Source organism: Roseibacillus persicicus, assembly GCF_014651675.1.
GTDB classification, from domain to species: Bacteria; Verrucomicrobiota; Verrucomicrobiia; order Verrucomicrobiales; family Akkermansiaceae; genus Roseibacillus; species Roseibacillus persicicus.
Map to the genome: position 1 here is coordinate 39,871 of NZ_BMXI01000004.1, position 17,198 is coordinate 57,068.

Genomic DNA, 17,198 nt, shown 5'->3' on the forward strand with positions numbered 1-17,198 from the left:
GTTGCAAATGCTGCCGCTGTTATTTTCCTCCGGTGCGCCGTCTTCTCCTGATTGTCCTTCTGAGTGTAAGCTCTGTTTTCGCGAATAATGATGTCGACGAGAAAACGGCTGATACTTTGGCAAAGCTCTGGGAAGTCATTGTCGATACCCGTTCCGAGCTCGCTGAGATTCGAAAGCCCGCCGCGGTTGCACTCAGTGAGGAAGAGACCGCCTCAAACGAAAAGCGGGAAGCCGAATTAGCGGCCCGCTTGGCAGGACTGAAGAAGCAGTTCGACGAGCTGGCCTCGGGAATTCGCGAGGAAGATCTGCAAACGGCCGACGAGGCCAAGCTGGACCTCAAGGAAGAGTTTCAGGACGTGCTGCGTCCGCTCGTCAAAGAGCTCAAGAAGGCGACCGAACGCCCGCGGGAAACCGAGGAGTTGCGCGAGCGCGAGCAACGCTTGGTTGATCAAGCGGAACTTGCGGAGGAAGCCCTTGCCCGACTTTCCCGTTGGGGGGAACTCAATGGAGGGGCTGGCAAGGAGATCGAGAAGCTTCAGGATCTCTGGAAGGCCCGTCAAAAGGATGCTCAGGGCCAACTGGCAGCCTTGGCGGTGCAGATGGAGCAGCAAAATAGTGAGCGCGGACCGCTGCTCGAGCCGGTGAGCGATGCCTTCGGCAAGTTCTTCAAAGGACGGGGGCTGAGTTTGATCAAAGCGGTCGCAGCCCTGATTTTCACTTGGGTCGCCCTCCGTTGGCTCTGGCGGATGACATGCCGCCTGCCTCTCATCCGGCGTCAGGATCACGGGGCCTTTGGCTGGCGGCTGGTCGAACTGACTATGGTGGTCGCCACCGTGTGCCTGGCTGCGCTGGCGGCCTTGCTGGTGCTTTATTTCAGCGGAGATTGGCTCCTCCTCACCGTGTTTGTGGTCTTTTTGGTTGGGCTGGGCTGGACAGCCAAAAGTACGGTTCCGAGGACTTTTGAGCAGACCAAGATGTTGTTGAATCTAGGGCCGGTTCGAAAAGGGGAGCGACTGACCTTCGAGGGTGTCCCTTGGGAAGTCGGCACCATCGGGATCTATACCGAGCTGCGAAATACGGAGCTGACGGGTGGCTTGATCCGGATGTCCATCAAGCGGCTCAGCACCTTGCGCTCACGTCCCCACGATCCGGCTGAAGCTTGGTTTCCGAGTAAAACGGGGGATTGGGTTCTTTCGGGTGGGAACCTTGGCAAGGTGGTGATGCAGACTCCGGAATATGTCCAGTTGGTTCGGCTGGGAGGCGCGCGCGAGACATTCGCGACTCCGGACTTTCTCTCCATGGCTCCTGTCAATCTTTCCAAAAGCTTTCGGGTGAAAGTGATTTTCGGAATCGATTACGCCCACCAGGGGATTGCAACGGGTGAGGTGGTGGAGTTCTTCAAGGCGCAACTGAAGCTGCGGGTCGTCGACCTGTTGGAGGAGCGAGATCACCTCAACACGATCAATGTCGAGTTTCATGCCGCTGCCGCTTCTTCGCTGGACTACGCGATTCTGGCAGATTTCAAGGGAAGCGCTGCTTCCCGCTACAACAAGATCGAGCGGGGAATCCAGCGTATCTGCGTCGACATCTGCAACGAGAAGGGTTGGGTTATTCCGTTTACGCAAGTGACCATTCACCAGGCTGGAGACCAATGAAAAAGGAGCCGGTTGCCCGTCTCCTTTTTTAGGTAAATTGATTTGTTCGCTTCTCGTTCTTGCGGGAGGAATTCCGCCTAAATGGTCATGGCCTGGAAGCCACCGTCGACAATCAGTTCCGTGCCGGTCAGGAAGCTGCCGGCGTTGTTGGAAGCGAGAAGAAGAGTCGCTCCGATGAGCTCTTGGGGATTACCAAATCGCGAAGAAGGGGTGTGGCGAAGAATCTCGGCAACTCGCGCCTCGTCGAGAACACTTTTGTTTTGTTCTGCAGGGAAGAAGCCGGGAACCAGCGTGTTGACCCGAATGTCCCGGTCGGCCCATTCGCGAGCGAGGTTGCGGGTCAGGTTGTGAACGGCAGCCTTGGAGGCGGAGTAGGTGAACACTCGAGACAAGGGATTCAATCCCGAAATCGAACCCAGGTTGATGATGGAGCCGGGGACGTCGCGGGAGAGGAAGTAGTTGCCGAAAATTTGGCAAGCGCGCATGACACCGACGACGTTGGTGTCGATGATGCGCAAGAATTCCTCGTCTGTGATCTCCACGAAAGGGGTGGGTGAATTTATGCCGGCTCCGTTGATCAAAATGTCGGCCCGTCCGGACTGCGCGATGACGGAGTCGAGGAGATCATTGAGAGCTTCCCGCTTGCCGACCTCCGCTTGGGCGAAGTAGCCCCGACCACCCGCAGCCTCGATACGCTTCAAGCGCTCGTTCGCCTTTTCTTCAGAACGGCCGACCAGAACAACTTCGGCTCCAGCTGCAGCCAAGCCCTCAGCCATGGTTCCGCAAAGTTCGCCTGTGCCGCCGATGACGACAGCGACTTTGCCTTCGAGCCCGAAAAGATTGGTGAGATAATTGTTCATGGATTACGCGAAGCAATGTGAATTCGAACGACTCTTTTGGCGAGCCTTTTAGCTGGGCGAGAAGGACTATGACTCAAGATGAAACTTCAGCTGGGGAGTGAAGAGGTCCGGTTCCAGAAGGAAAGAATCGTGTCCCTTGTCCGAGTGAACGGTGAGGTGGGTGACGGGGACTTCGGCCTTCTCCAGGTCTGCCACCAATTCTGCCTGCTCCTCGGGGTAAAAGCAAAAATCCGAATCGATGGAGAAGACCAGGAACTGATGGCCCTCGCGCTTGGAAGGGGCGAAAAGTTCTTCCGCGCTTTCGGCCTTGGCCTCGTTGAGCGCGTTGTAGGAAGACCACATGTCGACGATGCGCAGGTAGGTGTTGGCGTCGAACCGGCGGGTGAATTTCTTTCCCTGATACAGCATGTAGGACTGAAAAGGATCGGTCACGCCATACCATGAGAGCATCTCATTCTCCTGCACGATCTCTCGCTTGGCCCGGCGCTCGAAGGCATCGATATGGACGAAAGTCTTGTGAGAAATCATGCGGGCCAGCGCGAGGCCCAGCTTCGGGCTACTACCTTCATAGTAGTCGCCTCCATTGAAGTAGGGATCGTTCTCAATAGCGAGAATCTGTTCGAAAAGCAGGAGCCGATTGAGAATGGTGTTCTTGTAGGAGGACGCAACGGAGACCACCTTCTGGGTGCGCTCGGGAAAGAGATTGGAGAAGGTCAGGGCGCAGAGCCCCCCGACCGAAGGACCGACCACCGCATGAAGGCGGGCCACTCCCAGTTCATCTAACAATGCGGCTGCAAAGCGGGCCTGGTCTCCCACCGTGACCCGCGGGAAGCTGGACCCGTAGGGCTTGTCAGTAGCGGGGTCGTGGCTGGCTGGCCCGGTCGAGCCGTAGCAGCCTCCCAGGTAGTTGGGCGAGATGATGCAAAATTTTTCCGTATCGAGAGCCTTACCCGGTCCGATGAAATCATTCCACCAGCCGTCATGCAGTTCCTCATTCCAAAACGATACCCCCGCGATATCCCGATTAATTCCTGCCGCGTGATGTGAGCCGGACAAGGCATGGAAAAGCAGAATCGCATTGCTGGCTTCAGCATTCAGCTCGCCATAGAGCTCGTAGGCAATCCGGGGAGCCTGCAAGACGCTGCCGTCTGCGACCTGGAATTGGTCGAGCTGGCAAAATTGGGTTTGAACGGTTTGATTGGTCACGGGAGGAGGGGACTTTTGAACGGAAAGGGTTCCGGCGGCAAGGGATGAGTTTATCCTAGGAAGATTACTTAGCGAGTTCGAGAAGCCACTTTGAGCCCGAAAATCTCGACATCCACTCCGGGGCTGTAAAGGGCCGAGACCGGTGCGCATTCGGCGACGGAGAATTGATTCCAGCCCATCGGGGCCATCGAAACCTTCTCACAAGCGGCTTGATGAAAGGGATAGGGGCGATGGTGAACTTGCCCAATCTTCAGTTCCCCTTTTGCAGTAGTGGAGAAGAGGTAGTAGCGCTCCAAGAGGAAGTATTCGAGCGTGCCCGAGGCTGCCGTCAGTGAGCTTCCTTTTGCTAGATATTGATAGCGGGCGAGCTCATCCATCCCCTTGCGCTGGCAGGAAAAATCGACCTCGCCATCGCGGTTGGTGGCTGTCATCCGGGCATGTTGATAGGGGAGGTGAAAGAGAGTGCGGGCCAAGGTCACTGCGAGAGCTTGATTGGCATCCAGAGAAAAGAACCAGACCCCGGGGCGTCCCTGCTCATCGTAGACATACGTGCGCAGGTTCAACTCCAGAAACCAAGACAGGCCCGGCACGCAGGGAAGGAAACGCGGGCGAATCTTCTGCATGAAGAAGGGGACGATCCCCAGGTAGGCCTTCCCATCAAAGGTGTCGAGATGAAGGCCTTCGGGAAGATGGGGAGTCAACAGGTCTGACGGCACTTCCCAATGGAGAAAGAGCAAGTGAGACCATCGTTGAAACATTACGGGAGACTCCCCGGGTCGTTCCCGGGGAGCTTGGCGCTGTCCGTCACTGGGGGCCACTTTATTTGAGCGGGTCGAAGTTCGGGTCCTCGTCACGGTTCTCTGGCTCGTCGGGATCTCCCTCGTCCTCATCCGGCTCGATGGGGGCTTGGGAATAGAGATCTTCTTCCTCGGGGTCGGGGCCAACGAAGCCATCGTCTTCGTCAATATCCTCGGAAGCCTCGGCTTCGTCGCTGGATTCGAGGGCAGCGGGGGAGGTGGCGACCACTTCCTCGCTTTTTTCTTCCGACTCATCGTCATCCGCTCGACTTTTTGCTCCTGGTGCCGCCAACAGCCGAGCCATGCGCTCTTTTTCTTCCGCTTCCTCTTTGGCCTTCTCCTTTTTGTCCATGAAGTAGGCCAGCCAGATACAGATTTCGTAAAGAACATACATCGGTCCGGCGAGCAGTCCGAGAGTCAGGGCATCAGGAGTTGGAGTGATGATTGCGGCAATCACAACGATGGCGAGCACGGCGTAGGAACGGGTGTTCCGCATCATCTCGTAGGAAAGAATTCCCAACTTCACCAAGGTCATCACCACCACCGGGAGCTCGAAAGCGAGACCGAAGATCAACACGAATTGGGTGGCGAACGAGATGTAATATCCGATACGCCAATCATTCTGGATCCCCATATCCATCGAGTATTGATAGAAGAAATCAAGGACGTTGGGCAGGATCACAAAGTAGGCGAAGAGCACCCCTGTTAGGAAAAGAAGGAAGCCAATCCCCAGCGCGGGGAATAGGGCTCGCTGCTCCTCCTTGTGAAGCCCGGGAAGGACAAACTGCAAGAGGAACAGCAGGAGAAGCGGGAACGAAAGAACAAGCGCGGCGAAGAAGGCCAGCTTCACTGATAACATGAAGCCCTCCGTGGGGTTCAGGGATTGCATCAGGACCATGCGTCCGCGGGCGTCCAGTTCCGCATTGGGATTGCCTTTTACCAAGGCCTTCAGCTGTTTGTGCTGCTGATCGGATATTCCCGGGATGGACGCAACGTATCGTTCGCGCTTCTTAATGTCGGAAATCGCGAGTGCGATGCGGAAGTGGTAGGCGGATTCAACGTGAAAGGCGAAGTTCTCGTCCTCGGTGCCCGCAAACTTTTGGAAATGCATTCGCTGGGCTTCGTTGAGCCCAATGGCATCGTTGGAGACCTTGACGGCCTTTTCCCAGGTATCGAGCGTCGGTTTGGGATTGAGTCCGGAGAGAGCTTCTTTCTGCGAATGGGACCAGACTTGCTCCACCGGGTGACGGATGACATCCATCAACTGGTTCCGGAAAACATAGCAAACCAAGGTCGCGACAACGAGCGTGAGGATAATCCGGCTCAGAGTCACCCGAAGGTCATCCAAATGCGCAAGAAAGGGCTTTTCGGCATCCGGATTGGAACTGTCGCGGATTTGAAAGAGTTTGGTCAGGAGAAACATGGGATAAAAATGGACCGCGTGGCGTTGGCGGGAAGCTAGGGGACCATACGTCCAGATGCCAGCGACTTTTCCGACAAGGTTTAACGAACTCCCGCAGCGCTGTCGTGCTGGCGGATTCGTCTGCCGAGGTCCTCGATGAGCTCGGGACTGGAAACGATTTCGTTGTGGCCGGGGCTGGCAATGACTTTGTTTTCGGCGAAGGAAAGCACCGAACTGCTGTTGGGGATGATGACCAGGTCGTTCGGGGTGCGGTAGGTCACGACGGGAAAGCGGGGCGTCCGGGAATTGAGATTCTGGGTGAAAGGCGAGTTGGGCAACATTTGGCGTCCGGCCGGGCCTGTATGAAGATTGGCGAGAAAGGTTCCGTGGTGCGGCGTGGCAATGGTAAAGAGCCCTCGGCACCGCTGGGCATGAGTTGCACTCTGAAGATACTGGAGAGCAACCAAGCCTCCCATGCTGTGTCCAACGAACTGCAAGGGAGCGTTGGAGGGCACATTTTTCTGGAGGAAGCTGTCTAGCTGCTCCGCCATCGCTTCAATCGGCAAGCTGCCATTGGACGGTTGCAAATCGGGGGACAGACAGATGATTCCCTGTGCTGCAAGTCCCTCGCGAAGAGGCTCCACATGGTCCGGGCTGGCGAAGAGTCCGTGTAAAACGATGACTGTCGAGGGCTGCGGGGCTGTTTCGACCAGTCCCCGGGGCGGCACCGAGCAGCTTGTCAAAAGTAGGAAAAGTGCCGGAAAGAGAGCGAGAAGGCCTTTCATTTCAAGAGTTCAGCCGCTTCTTCATTGTTGGGGTCGAGGGAGAGGGCTCTTTGGAGGAGAGCCTTGGCAGGGGCCTCGTTTTTGCCCTGCTCAATCCATAGCTTCGCCAGCTTCGTGACCGCCCGGGCATACTTCTCGGGCTGGGTATCGAGGTCCAGTCCTTGCGCGGCTTGCCGCAGGCGAGTTTCCGCGGATTCCAGATCGTTGGCTTCGACGAGAGATTGCGCGAACTCGATTTGAAAGTCCGCGTCGAGATATTGCTCGTCAGCGGGATTCTTTGAGGCTTCAGCCAGGGCCTCCGCTTGTCGAAATAGCCTTGCCGCCTCTTGGGTCAAGCCGTCCCGCAGGGTCGCGATAGCCAGGCGAGCGTGAATGCCTGCCTCATCGGGATAATCAAAACGAAATTTTTCGAGCAAGAGCCGGGCGGGATGGGGTTCGTCCAAGTCGAGATATTCGTTGGCAACTTCGATGGCCTGAGCGGGCGTCCCGCCGCTGATACGAAGGACTTCAGCGCGATGAAAGAGGGCTTTACGAGGTTGCTCCTTTTTCAAGTAAAGCTTGGACAGGGAGCCATGGGCTAGGCTTTGGTCGGGGTCGATGGCGATGACATCCAGCAGGGTCAATTCTCCAGCGGTCTCTTCCTTGTTGGATAACTGCAGGAGTCCCATCCGGGTTCGGAGGGAATGGGAGTAAGGGGTCAGCTCCAAATGACGGCGTAGGGTCTCGATGGCCTCTGCGAGCTTGCCATTTTCGCGATGATATTCGGAGACACGGCGCGCGATGTTCTCTTGGTGCAGCCCGTATTCGGAGACCTTTTCCATCACTCGAGCCAGCTTTTGGCCGTGCTGAGGATCGTCGCGGGGATAGAGGGTGTCGATAATGGGCGCCAGCGCGAGCCAGTGGTTGGGGTCTTCGTTGGCCGAACTCAGCTGTTCCTCCAGCAACCGGATCGAGTCCTCACGACGCTCCAGGTTCTCATAGAGATTAATCAACGGGGAAAAGACGACATCGGTTTCGGGAAAATTGCGGTTCGCCAGTTCGAGGGTCTCCAGGGCGGCCTCGCGAGCGATGGCGTCGTGCGGCGCGTGCTGCCGCAGAAACGCCGAGTAGTGGAGTTGGGCCGCGAGGTGCTTGCGGTGCTTCTTTGCGAATGACCGAAGGGTGGCGGAGGCTGCCGGAATATCCTCCCGGCTCTGAAGGGCAACGACCTTGGTGACCAAAGGGTAGCTTTCGGGGTCTTTCGCCAGGACGCTTTCGTAAATCGCACGGGCTTCCTCCTTTTCGCCCCGCTGCTCCGCGAATACCCCTTTTGCAAAGTGACTCAGATTGTACGTCTGATCCGCGCAAAGGGGAGTCAGAAGCAGAGACCAGAGGAGCTGTGATCGCATGGGTGCAGTTTGGCGCTTTTGTTTCCAGAGGGCAAATGACTTCTCCAACGTGCTCAAATAAACCACATCGGTTCCTCCTGGGGGTGGGCCAGTTGGTCCAAGGTGGTGCTTTGCAGCTTTTCTGAGAGTGTGGAGGTCAATCCTTGCCATATCTGGTGCAAGGCCTCACCGGATTCGCCCTCGCTGACTGCGGGTTCTTCCAGTAATTGAGGGTCCACGGCCTCGATAATTCGGGCCAGGGAGATGTCCGCAGGAGCCGCACTCAGCAGGTAACCCCCGCTCTTTCCGCGCCGGGAGATGACGAGATTGGCCTGTTTCAAATCAGAGAGGATTTGCACTAGGAAGGTCGCTGGCACATGCTCCCTGGACGCGAGGTCATCGAGACGGAGAGGCGACTCCCCATCATAGTGCTTCGCCAATTGAATGGCTGCCCGGCAGGCATATTCCAGTTTTTGCGATACCCTCACTGATGAAAGAAGAGCATGAAGACGCGGCTGAGGCCAGCGGTAAGGCACCCCGGTTGTGTGAACACCACACTGTGGAACTCAACGAACTGTGGCAAGTGATTCGACTGGAGGCCGAGCGGGTGGCTTGTGACGAGCCCCGACTCCAGCCTTTGGTGAAAGGTGTCATCCTGGACCAGGAGTGCCTGGGAGAGGCTCTTTCCGCCCGACTTTCCCGCAAATTGGCGCGTGAAGACATGGGGAGGGAGGATGTCCAGTCGTTGTTGAAAGAGGTCTTTCGCGAGCATCCCGCGCTGGTTCATAGTGCGGCCGAAGACATCGAGGCTATCCATTCCCGGGATCCCGCCTGTGATAGTCCGGTGGAACCACTGCTGTTTTATAAAGGGTTCGCTGCCATCTCCACCTATCGGGTCTCGCATCAACTTTGGAAGAACGGGCGCAGGCAGTTGGCTTACTATTTCCAGAGTCTCGCCAGCGAGGTCTTTGGGGTCGATATCCATCCCGCCGCTCGCATCGGCTGTGGCATCATGCTGGACCATGCTACTAGTTTCGTAGTAGGTGAAACCGCGATCATTGAAGACAATGTCTCCATCCTCCATGAGGTGACTCTGGGTGGAACCGGAAAGGAAACTGGAGCCCGCCATCCCATCGTTCGTTCAGGCGTGTTGATTGGAGCAGGGGCCAAGATTCTAGGTCGGGTTGAGATCTGCGAAGGGGCCAAGATCGGAGCAGGGAGTGTGGTCCTCAATGACGTTGAGGCCCACACCACCGTAGCCGGTGTTCCCGCCGAGGTGGTGGGACGAACCGAGGAGGAGAATCCTGCGATGGGAATGAACCAGGGCTTGGTTTGTCGCCGAACAAGCTGACGAATTGAACCCCTGGGAACCTATCACGGCTTGCGAGTGAGTGTGGCCACGCACTCCAGGTGTTTGGTGTGCGGAAAGAGGTCAAAGGGTTGAATCTTCTCGACCTGATAACCGGCCTCATCCAGCAAGACAAAGTCGCGCATCTGAGTGGCGGGATTGCAGGAGACGTAGACCACCCGCTTGGGGCCGAACTGCGCCAACTGCTCGAGAAACCCCGGGGTGCACCCTTTGCGCGGAGGGTCGATCACCAGTGCGGTTTGTTCGGCAGGGAAGGTGATGTCTTCAAAAATACCCTCTGCTGAAGAGGTCAGAATCTGGACGTGCGGGAGGTGATTGAGCTCCGCGTTCCGGCGTGCGAAGTCGGCGGAAGATTCCGAGACTTCCACTCCCGCCACTTGCTCAAACTTCGATGAGAGCGAGAGCGCGAAGAGGCCGGAGCCGCAATAGGCGTCGACCAGATGGGTGCAGCCATCTTGTGCCGCTTCTGCTGCCACGTAGTCGACGAACGCCGGAAGAATGGAGGGGTTGTTCTGGAAAAAGTCTCCGGCCAAAAAGTGGAAGGTCAGCCCATTGACTTCTTCGCTGATGACGGCCCGGTGATTGGTCTCCACGCCATTTTGATGGGCTCGGAGGAGCAGGGTCACGCCCTTCTTAAAGGTCGAAGCGCGCTCTTTGGCTTCTTTGCGCACGGCTGGGAAGGCCTCATTGATGGCCTCCATCGCAATTGGACACTGCGGGACGTCAACCAGGCGGTTCCTGGTGCCATGGGCCAGAAAACCAATGGGCCCGATTTCGCCGTTCTTGGGTTTGTCGAAATGGGGGGTGAGCTTGGAGCGATAGTTCCATTCCTTTGGCGAAGCGATGGGCTCCAACACTGGAATGGTGAGGTTGGCCAAGCGAACTGTGAGCTCCTCGACCTGCTGACGCTTCCACTGCAATTGCTTGGAATAGGAAAGGTGTTGATACTGGCAACCGCCACAGCTTCCGAAGAGAAAGCACCGTGGCTCTACCCGGTCGGGGGAAGGTCTAACAACTTCTAACAGGTCAGCGTGTGAGCAGTTGGAATCGTTGCGATAGATGCGCGCCCGCACAGTTTCGCCAGGAAGACAAAAGGGGACAAAGACCACCCAGGGGCCTTGGTCGGGTTCCGCGTCTGGTAGAGTGACTCGTGCGACCCCAATTCCCAGATTACTCAGCGAGTCCACTTCCAAAGTGAGCTCGTGGTGATAGGGGAACGGCGTGGCTTTGAACTTCTTGTGTGGGCGCACAATCAGCTAGGCAAGAGGGTTGCTTCCGCGCTCGAGGATTTCGACTTCGTAACCATCGGGATCGGTGACGAATGCCATCTTGCGCTCCCCGCCCGAAAATTTTTCCCGCCATCCGTCAGGCCAGATTTCGATGCCGTCCTTCTCGAGCTTGTCGCAATATTCGATGATGTTGGGTACGCCTACCGCTGTATGCATGAGGTCTTCGGGAACTTCGACCTTGTAGTCGGGAGAGTAGGTTAGCTCGAGAAAGTGGTCGTTGCCGGGGAGGTTCATGAAGGCCAACTGGTTGCCTTGGGGAGAGGTCTTTTTCTCACCAGTTTCAAAGCCCAACTTGTTGTAGAAGGCAATGGAGGTTTCGGGATCGGAGACGCGGATGCGAGTGTGCAAGAATTGGATCATAATCTTCTTTTGGTGTATTGATTGGTTAGTCTTCAACAGGAGGCAGCAGGGCCTCGTCTGACATCGGGGTATTGAGCTGTGGCGATACCCGGCGTTGCCAGATGTATCGGGAGAAAAGCACTTTTATCGCGGCGGTCAAGGGAACCGCGAGCAAGGCACCTAAAAAGCCACCCAACAGGAGCGACCAGAACAGAATCGAAAAGATGACCGTCATGGGATGCAGGCCCACTGAATCGCCTACAATTTTAGGTGCGGTCACCAGAGAATTGATTTGCTGAACGACGAGGAAAATCGCGATGACCGCTCCCACGTAGGCCCACGGACTGTCACCTAGCCACTGGTGATTGGGGGTGTCGCTCCCGAAGTGAATGAAGGCAATCAGAGCCGCAGGAATCATGCAGAGAATGTTGCCGATAAAGGGCAGAATCCCTAGCACGGCGAGGGCAAGACCAATGAGAAAGCCGTAGGGGAGTTGGAAAATGGAAAGCGCGACCCCTACCAGCACCCCGTCGATGAGAGAGACAAGCACCTGCCCCCGGAAGAAGGAGATGAGGTAGGAATTGATCTCAGCCAAGGTGGAGACCACTTCATCCTTGAATTTGGAAGCCTTGAGCGGGATGTATTGATGCCAGGTCGCTTTAATTTTCGATGACTCGTTGAGAAAATAATAGAGATAAACCGGAACGAGAAGAAAGCCGAGCAGGTAGCCGAGCAGGCCAAAAACCTTGGTGGAAGCGCGAAGCCAATCCAGTCCGGTCTTGGTGAGAATTTGCCAGTTGTCAGTGAGGAGGTGGCCGAGCTTGGTGTCGTCGAATTTGATTTGGTTGATTTTGCGTTCGTAGTCTTTTAGCTGCGTCATGTAGTCGCGACTGACGACGACCGTTTGGATGCCTTCCTCGTTAGCAGATTCTTCTTCCGAAGAGGCCTTCTCCCTTCCTTCATTCAGTAAGACTTCGGCAGGATTTTCCGCAGGCGGCTCGATACCAAATGCTTCCAAGCCAAGCTCTTCGCCCTCATTCTCAGGGCTTGAATCTTCGGGCGCGACTTCTTCGTCAGAATCGACGGATGGAGGTTCGCTTGTTGCCGGAGCTTCCTGAACTTTGTCGGGGCGAACTTTGACAAAAACTTTTTCTCCTCGCTTGTTGATGTAGTGGGAGAATCTCTTCACTCCATCTTCCCCCCGGGGGTAGACTGGATAAGGGTAGGGCTTGGGGATCACTTCGCCAGTTGACGGGTCCACCGGTCCTGTAGCCCAATCTACCAGAGGACGTGCTCCGGGGATTTTGTCCTGCATTTTTTCAAGGGAACGCACGACACTGGCTCCCAAGTCCTCGTCATCACCCAGCAACCTGCCAGCCTGATCGAGCAACTTCGGAAAGAGAAAAGAAACGAAGAGCGCGACGATCAAGGTGAAGACCCCGAACACCGTCAGCACGGCCTTCAAGCGCGAAAGTTTGCGATGATTCTGCAGCCATTCGACAATGGGATCCAATAGGTAGGCCACGATTCCAGCAACCGCGAGCGGAACCAATACCGGTTGCAGATAGCCGAGGATCCGGCCGCCCAACCAAATGATGCCCACCAGAATCGCGCCGAGCAGCACGATGGATAGACCGGTCAAGCCAGACCACAGGGTTCGTCTTTGGAAGTCGTTTGGATAAGCCATTTTGTCAGCTCTTAACCAATGCTAATGGGGCAAAAACGGAAGTCCGAAAATGACCTAAAGTTGTAATCGCAAGTGTCTCCGCCACTAGGACTTCAACTTGTCGAGGATGCCATTCACGAAACCGGCGGATTCGGTTCCGCTGTAACGCCGGGCAATCTCGATGGCCTCATTGATGCTGACAGCTGGCGGAATATCCGGGCAGTGATGCAACTCCGTGGTTGCCAGACGCAAAACCGCCCGGTCTACCTGCGCGAGTCTTTCCAAGGAAAAATTCTCCAACTGTTCGGCGATGAGCTTGTCGGTGGCCGGCAAGTTGTCGACCACCAGCTTATAGAGTGCTTCGGTCTCGTTTCGCAGCTGGTTCCGTTCGTCAATGGCATCGAGCAGGGCTTTGACCTCGGGAATCTCGGGCAATTTTTCCGCGAAAAGACTGCGTAGCAATTCGCCTGCAGCCAAAAGGGCCGGAAGCTTGCTCGCAAGAGGCTTCAAGGGCTCGGGACAGGATTCCAGTGGACCCAGGAAATCGGAGAGCACGGATCCTTGGTCGAGAGCTTCCTTGTTGAAATCCCGAATTTTCAGCAGGGTTTCTTCGATCCGGTCAGGTTCCTTTTCCGACTTCAATTGGCGCCGGAGAATATCGAGCAAATCCGGGAGCTTTTGCTCTGCCTCCAATAGCTTTCGATAGCTCCGGTTGGCCGCTCGATCGTCGTAGTAGGTCTCTAAAAGAGGCTGCACAACCATTCGCTGTTCCCAGATGGGCTTGAAGCGTCCGGGGCGGTTTTGCTGCAAGTGAAGAACGGCACGTGCGCGCGTGCGAGTGATCTTGCCTTCCGGTTGGGCCAGAATCAAAGGCCACGGATCACCGGTTCCTTCGGCCTGATGTGTATTCGATTGCGAAGAATGAAGGAGCTGAATCGCAGCCTCCCGAATCTGGCGGCGGGCGACAGTGGAAGAGTTGGTCGGAGTGGGAGATGAGTTCATGCCAGATTGATGCGGTCTGCTAACGTGCTCGGGCCGACCGAGTCAACTCTTTGCAGACTTCCATCATGCTTACGGCTGCTCTCGCCGCATCCACGCCACGATTCATTTCCACTCCCAGACAACGGGCGTGTGCCTGTTCATGTGTTTCAACCAGAAGGACTTCATGAATCACGGGGACGTTGTAGAGAATCGACAGCTCTAGCAACTTTTCGGTAACCGAATCGGCGACCAACTCCGCATGGGCTGTTTCGCCCTCGAGAATGAGCCCCAGGCAGATGACGGCGGAAGGTTCTTCGTTTTCCAAGATGAGCTTGGTTGCCAAGGGAATCTCGAATGCGCCCGGGACCCGGATCAAATCGACCCGAGCGCTGGGAATGAGACCGCTGAGCTCATCAATGGCGGATTCCACCAATCCGTCGGTGTATTCCTGATTGAATTGGGAAGCGACGATGGCGAGTTTATTACGCCCGCTGGTAGGTATACGGGGCTTGGGAGGGACCGAAAGACTCATGAGAAACAGGCTTATGAAAAGGTGTGGCGAGAATGTCAAACGACGAGTCGTTTTTGCCCGCCATCAAGGAAAGAACCCCGAGCACGCGCAAGACGACAAAAAGCTCAAGGCACCTCCTTGAGTTTCGCATGCAGTTTGGGATCCGCAAACAGGAATCCCAGTGGGACGAGCGACGAAAGGCCAATCACCATCGAAAAGAAGAACGACCAACGATTTTCCATCCAAGCAATTAGGAGAAGGAGTCCAAAGAGACAAAAAAGGCCTCCGTGAGCGCGTCCGGCCCAAGAAACAGGTTCATGATGTCCGGTGAAGCCGCGGTAGATCATGGCGCCGATGAGAACTAACCAGGAAAGACCTTCAATCAGGGCCACGATGCGTAAGGCTTGAATGGAAGAACGAGCTGACATTTCACGGGCCTTTAGCCGATGGCAATGAGATTGAAAAGCTCAGCTTGCGGTGGAATGCATTTGGCAGAACCAAGTCCCAGATTCGACATGGACTCTAGGAAGCCGGTCGGAAAGTCCAAGTGTCGTTCGAAACGAAAATCCGAGGGGGCTCTATGGGACTCAAATTGGAGCCTGGTCTCAGGGGTGAAAATTTCGTGGGAACTATTCGGAGGGCCTTTTCAAAAGACAGCCGCCACCGAGAACTGGGAAGGGCAAGGGGAAACCTCAGGCCGTAAATCTCCAATTATGAATTCCGCATTACATTTATTATGCGAAGTTATCCTTAGGAAGCTAGAATGGTCGGAAAGAGCTGGATTCGTTGATTTCTCGGGCTTTGCGGGATGTTGGTGTCTCATGGGTTTGCTTTGTCATAACACGTGGTCTCACTTACGAACCCAACTAGAGCTTGTCTTGCCGCGCGCTTTGCCTTCAGGTGTCCGCGTCCTCATGAAAGTTGTCGCAATCGCGAATCAGAAAGGCGGCGTTGGCAAAACGACGACTTCAATCAATCTCTCCACCGCGCTCGCACGCGAAGGTCAACGCGTGCTGCTGATTGATCTCGATCCTCAGGCCAATGCCACCAGCGGGCTCGGTTTTTCCGCTGATGAGCACGACAGCATTTATAGTGCGCTCGTTGGCGACGATTTGCTGGAGTCTAAAATTTTAACCACCAGCCAAGAGAACCTCCATTTGATTCCCGCTGAGATGGATTTGGCCGGTGTCGAGGTTGAGCTGGTTCGGTTCGACAACCATCTCACCAGGCTTACCGAGGTCCTCAAGGATGCGGCTCGGGTGCAGGCGTCATATGATTTTTGCATTCTGGATACGCCGCCATCCCTTGGGATTCTGATGACTTCGGCTCTGGCGGCATCGGACGAGATTTTGATTCCGCTCCAGTGTGAGTGGTTCGGCTTGGAGGGTTTGGCTAAAATTACCCGCGTGGTGAGCCAGATTCGCGAAGCTGGCGTCAATGAAGACGTGGTGATCGAAGGGATTCTGATGACCATGTATGATGGTCGCACCAATTTGTCTCGCAGCGTGGTCACCGAGGTGAAAAATTTCTTTCCCGGCGAGCTCTATGAAACCGTGATTCCACGCACGATTCGACTCGGCGAAGCGCCCAGTCACGGGCTTTCGATCTTCGAGCATGATCCCACGGGTATCGGCGCTCAAGCCTACCGGAATCTGGCCCTCGAGTTTCTCAAGAGGCATCGCGAAAGCGCCTCCGCAGCCTAAGCTCTACTTGACAGCATTCCCGCTTGCCGCAAGGGCTTGCAACTTCGATAGTTGCCGGACACGGAATCCTAGCCTTTCAGTATTTTTGCGTAATTTTGTGCGCGAATCCTCTGAGAATTAGTCTTTTGTGAAGTTTCACTCGCTGAAATGCAGTTTTTCTCACCTTTAAAAAATAGACGCCCTCGTAATGTTTCTCTCTAAGTTTTTTGGCATGTTGTCGAATGATATCGGCATCGATCTCGGGACGGCCAACACCCTCGTCAATGTGAAGGACCACGGTATTGTCTTGCGCGAACCCTCGGTGGTTGCAGTCAAGGCCGGCACAAATGAGGTTCTGGCAGTTGGTGATGATGCCAAGCGGATGCTTGGCCGCACACCTGGCAATATTGTGGCGATTCGACCGTTGAAAGACGGTGTGATCGCCGATTTTGAGGTCACCGAAGCCATGCTTCGCCACTTCATTCGCAAGGTGAACAACAAGCGCCGGGCCCGCCCGCGGGTTGTGATTGCCATTCCTTCCGGAATCACAGAAGTGGAACGCCGGGCGGTCAAGGAGTCCGCCGAGCAAGCGGGTGCTCGCGAAGTCTACCTGATTGAAGAGCCTATGGCTGCCGCAATCGGGGTTGGTTTGCCCGTTCAGGATGCCTCCGGTAATATGGTGGTCGATATTGGTGGCGGAACCACGGAGGTCGCTCTCATTTCCTTATCTGGAATCGTTTATGCCCGGAGTGTCCGCACCGCCGGTGATGAGTTGGATGAGGCGGTTATCCAGTATATGAAGCGTGGCTATAATCTGCTGATTGGTGAGCGCACCGCTGAAGATATCAAGATTCGGGTCGGCTCAGCCTACGAGTTGCCCAAGGAAAGCAGTATGGAGGTGAAAGGTCGTGACCTGGTCTCTGGCCTGCCGAAAACAGTCACCATCACTTCGGAAGAAATTCGCGAAGCAATGGCAGATCCTTTGGCGACCATCGTGGACGCGGTGAGAACGACCTTGGAACGTTGCCCGCCCGAGCTGGCGGCCGACCTGGTGGATCGTGGACTTGTTCTTGCCGGCGGCGGAGCTCTTTTGCGAGGCCTTGACAAATTGTTGCGCGAGGAGACCGGATTGCCGGTTCACATCGCCGAAGATCCGCTGAGTGCGGTGGCTGAGGGAACGGGCAAGGCCCTGAGCGAACTGGCTTTCCTCAAGCGCGTGACCAATACCGACTACCATTCGAACCGTCGCTAAAGATTTGTTCCATCGAACGAGCGCATTTTGATCTGAT

At 55.7% G+C, this 17,198-nt stretch carries 17 protein-coding genes; 4 read left to right on the forward strand and 13 right to left on the reverse strand.

Annotation, left to right across the window (positions count from 1 at the left end):
* Positions 1–32 precede the first annotated feature (32 nt).
* Complete coding sequence (locus IE099_RS05815) at positions 33–1,655, forward strand: hypothetical protein (RefSeq protein WP_189568220.1); 1,623 nt, start codon at positions 33–35, stop codon at positions 1,653–1,655.
* A 77-nt stretch (positions 1,656–1,732) separates the two neighbouring features.
* Here the strand turns inward: IE099_RS05815 and IE099_RS05820 are convergent, their stop codons facing one another.
* From IE099_RS05820 to IE099_RS05850, 7 genes are all read right to left on the reverse strand, one after another.
* Positions 1,733–2,515, reverse strand: a complete 783-nt coding sequence (locus IE099_RS05820; protein ID WP_189568222.1) for an SDR family oxidoreductase — start codon at positions 2,513–2,515, stop codon at positions 1,733–1,735.
* 66 nt (positions 2,516–2,581) lie between these two features.
* A complete protein-coding gene (gene metX, locus IE099_RS05825) occupies positions 2,582–3,721 on the reverse strand; it encodes a homoserine O-acetyltransferase MetX (RefSeq protein ID WP_229809409.1) in 1,140 nt (379 codons plus the stop codon).
* A 68-nt stretch (positions 3,722–3,789) separates the two neighbouring features.
* Positions 3,790–4,479 carry a YqjF family protein gene (locus tag IE099_RS05830; RefSeq protein ID WP_189568226.1) on the reverse strand — a complete coding sequence of 230 codons (690 nt, stop codon included), beginning with the start codon at positions 4,477–4,479 and terminating at the stop codon, positions 3,790–3,792.
* Positions 4,480–4,540: 61 nt separating this feature from the next.
* The gene (tatC, locus tag IE099_RS05835) at positions 4,541–5,941 is read right to left on the reverse strand and encodes a twin-arginine translocase subunit TatC (RefSeq protein ID WP_189568228.1); all 1,401 of its coding nucleotides are present in this window, start codon (positions 5,939–5,941) and stop codon (positions 4,541–4,543) included.
* 80 nt (positions 5,942–6,021) lie between these two features.
* Positions 6,022–6,705, reverse strand: coding sequence for a lipase family alpha/beta hydrolase (locus IE099_RS05840; RefSeq protein WP_189568230.1), 684 nt, complete (start codon positions 6,703–6,705; stop codon positions 6,022–6,024).
* Positions 6,702–8,093 (reverse strand): tetratricopeptide repeat protein, encoded by a 1,392-nt coding sequence (locus IE099_RS05845; protein WP_189568232.1) that lies wholly within the window; start codon positions 8,091–8,093, stop codon positions 6,702–6,704. The genes IE099_RS05840 and IE099_RS05845 overlap by 4 nt, the downstream gene beginning before the upstream one ends.
* A gap of 53 nt (positions 8,094–8,146) precedes the next feature.
* The gene (locus IE099_RS05850; protein ID WP_189568234.1) at positions 8,147–8,560 is read right to left on the reverse strand and encodes an RrF2 family transcriptional regulator; all 414 of its coding nucleotides are present in this window, start codon (positions 8,558–8,560) and stop codon (positions 8,147–8,149) included.
* 2 nt (positions 8,561–8,562) lie between these two features.
* Between IE099_RS05850 and cysE the strand changes: the two genes are divergently transcribed.
* On the forward strand, positions 8,563–9,423 hold the full coding sequence (gene cysE, locus IE099_RS05855) for a serine O-acetyltransferase (RefSeq protein WP_189568236.1): 861 nt from the start codon (positions 8,563–8,565) through the stop codon (positions 9,421–9,423).
* Between the two features lie 23 nt (positions 9,424–9,446).
* Here cysE and IE099_RS05860 read toward each other — a convergent pair whose 3' ends face one another.
* The 6 genes from IE099_RS05860 to IE099_RS05890 all read right to left on the reverse strand — a co-directional run bounded on the left by IE099_RS05860 (position 9,447) and on the right by IE099_RS05890 (position 14,655).
* Entirely contained in the window at positions 9,447–10,691 is a 1,245-nt protein-coding gene (locus IE099_RS05860) for a class I SAM-dependent RNA methyltransferase (protein ID WP_189568238.1), read from the reverse strand.
* A gap of 6 nt (positions 10,692–10,697) precedes the next feature.
* The gene (locus IE099_RS05865; protein WP_189568240.1) at positions 10,698–11,090 is read right to left on the reverse strand and encodes a VOC family protein; all 393 of its coding nucleotides are present in this window, start codon (positions 11,088–11,090) and stop codon (positions 10,698–10,700) included.
* Positions 11,091–11,115: 25 nt separating this feature from the next.
* The gene (locus tag IE099_RS05870) at positions 11,116–12,756 is read right to left on the reverse strand and encodes an AI-2E family transporter (RefSeq protein ID WP_229809410.1); all 1,641 of its coding nucleotides are present in this window, start codon (positions 12,754–12,756) and stop codon (positions 11,116–11,118) included.
* An 84-nt stretch (positions 12,757–12,840) separates the two neighbouring features.
* Entirely contained in the window at positions 12,841–13,737 is an 897-nt protein-coding gene (nusB, locus tag IE099_RS05880) for a transcription antitermination factor NusB (protein WP_189568242.1), read from the reverse strand.
* A 19-nt stretch (positions 13,738–13,756) separates the two neighbouring features.
* Positions 13,757–14,248 carry a 6,7-dimethyl-8-ribityllumazine synthase gene (ribH, locus tag IE099_RS05885; RefSeq protein ID WP_189568244.1) on the reverse strand — a complete coding sequence of 164 codons (492 nt, stop codon included), beginning with the start codon at positions 14,246–14,248 and terminating at the stop codon, positions 13,757–13,759.
* 104 nt (positions 14,249–14,352) lie between these two features.
* Positions 14,353–14,655, reverse strand: a complete 303-nt coding sequence (locus IE099_RS05890; protein WP_189568246.1) for a DUF3817 domain-containing protein — start codon at positions 14,653–14,655, stop codon at positions 14,353–14,355.
* A 486-nt stretch (positions 14,656–15,141) separates the two neighbouring features.
* On the opposite strand from IE099_RS05890, the gene IE099_RS05895 reads away from it, so the two are divergent.
* Together IE099_RS05895 and IE099_RS05900 are read left to right on the forward strand one after the other, a co-directional pair.
* Positions 15,142–15,930, forward strand: a complete 789-nt coding sequence (locus IE099_RS05895) for a ParA family protein (protein ID WP_189568248.1) — start codon at positions 15,142–15,144, stop codon at positions 15,928–15,930.
* 187 nt (positions 15,931–16,117) lie between these two features.
* The gene (locus tag IE099_RS05900; RefSeq protein ID WP_189568250.1) at positions 16,118–17,161 is read left to right on the forward strand and encodes a rod shape-determining protein; all 1,044 of its coding nucleotides are present in this window, start codon (positions 16,118–16,120) and stop codon (positions 17,159–17,161) included.
* Positions 17,162–17,198 lie beyond the last annotated feature (37 nt).

Coding starts and splice junctions, on each gene's coding strand:
- ribH (WP_189568244.1), bottom strand. CDS start 14,248: ATGAGTCTTTCGGTCCCTCCCAAGCCCCGTATACCTACCAGCGGGCGT.
- cysE (WP_189568236.1), top strand. CDS start 8,563: ATGAAAGAAGAGCATGAAGACGCGGCTGAGGCCAGCGGTAAGGCACCC.
- IE099_RS05830 (WP_189568226.1), bottom strand. CDS start 4,479: ATGTTTCAACGATGGTCTCACTTGCTCTTTCTCCATTGGGAAGTGCCG.
- IE099_RS05865 (WP_189568240.1), bottom strand. CDS start 11,090: ATGATCCAATTCTTGCACACTCGCATCCGCGTCTCCGATCCCGAAACC.
- IE099_RS05840 (WP_189568230.1), bottom strand. CDS start 6,705: ATGAAAGGCCTTCTCGCTCTCTTTCCGGCACTTTTCCTACTTTTGACA.
- nusB (WP_189568242.1), bottom strand. CDS start 13,737: ATGAACTCATCTCCCACTCCGACCAACTCTTCCACTGTCGCCCGCCGC.
- IE099_RS05845 (WP_189568232.1), bottom strand. CDS start 8,093: ATGCGATCACAGCTCCTCTGGTCTCTGCTTCTGACTCCCCTTTGCGCG.
- IE099_RS05890 (WP_189568246.1), bottom strand. CDS start 14,655: ATGTCAGCTCGTTCTTCCATTCAAGCCTTACGCATCGTGGCCCTGATT.
- IE099_RS05895 (WP_189568248.1), top strand. CDS start 15,142: ATGAAAGTTGTCGCAATCGCGAATCAGAAAGGCGGCGTTGGCAAAACG.
- IE099_RS05870 (WP_229809410.1), bottom strand. CDS start 12,756: ATGGCTTATCCAAACGACTTCCAAAGACGAACCCTGTGGTCTGGCTTG.
- IE099_RS05900 (WP_189568250.1), top strand. CDS start 16,118: ATGTTTCTCTCTAAGTTTTTTGGCATGTTGTCGAATGATATCGGCATC.
- IE099_RS05820 (WP_189568222.1), bottom strand. CDS start 2,515: ATGAACAATTATCTCACCAATCTTTTCGGGCTCGAAGGCAAAGTCGCT.
- tatC (WP_189568228.1), bottom strand. CDS start 5,941: ATGTTTCTCCTGACCAAACTCTTTCAAATCCGCGACAGTTCCAATCCG.